Annotated in this window: 1 protein-coding gene; it reads left to right on the forward strand. The window is 48.2% G+C overall.

Annotated features, from left to right (window positions below; translation table 11 throughout):
• A partial coding sequence (locus tag R7Z49_RS26810) for a TRAP transporter large permease subunit (protein ID WP_318112703.1) occupies positions 1-560 on the forward strand: 560 nt, incomplete at both ends.

Consider the following 560-nt stretch of genomic DNA (forward strand, 5'->3'; position numbering starts at 1 on the left):
GACTCGCTTATCAAAGTTCTGGTGAGTGGTTGGCACAACCTCATTCCTTTGGTGGTTCTGGTGACGTTGCTCGTGAAAGGTTTTACACCCACTTATGCGGCAGGCCTTTCCATCATTTCTGTTGTTGTCTCTTCGTGGTTTTCGAAAGAGCACAAAATGGGACCAAAAGCGATCATCGAGGCTATGTCTCAAGGCGCGAAGAACATGGCAACCACCGCCGTCTTGCTGGTGGGTATTGGTTTAGTGATCAACGTAATCAGTACCACAGGCATCGGCAATACTTTCTCTTTGATGATCAATGGTTGGGCGAATGGTGATTTGTTCATCATGCTCGTGTTGATTGCTTTGGCATCGTTGGTTTTAGGTATGGGCTTACCTGTGACAGCGGCGTATATTGTTCTGGGCACTTTGTCTGCCCCTGCCTTGTATAAGTTGATTGCCGAGAACCAACTTTTAGCGTTGATGGTTTCAGGGCAATTACCCGAGCAAGCGAAAGCGATCTTCATGCTAGCGGCACCAGATAAGCTCGATCTTCTCAATGCGCCAATGGCGCTGGAAAC

The sequence above is a fragment of the Vibrio sp. 1562 genome (assembly GCF_033340155.1).
Classification (GTDB): Bacteria; Pseudomonadota; Gammaproteobacteria; order Enterobacterales; family Vibrionaceae; genus Vibrio; species Vibrio alginolyticus.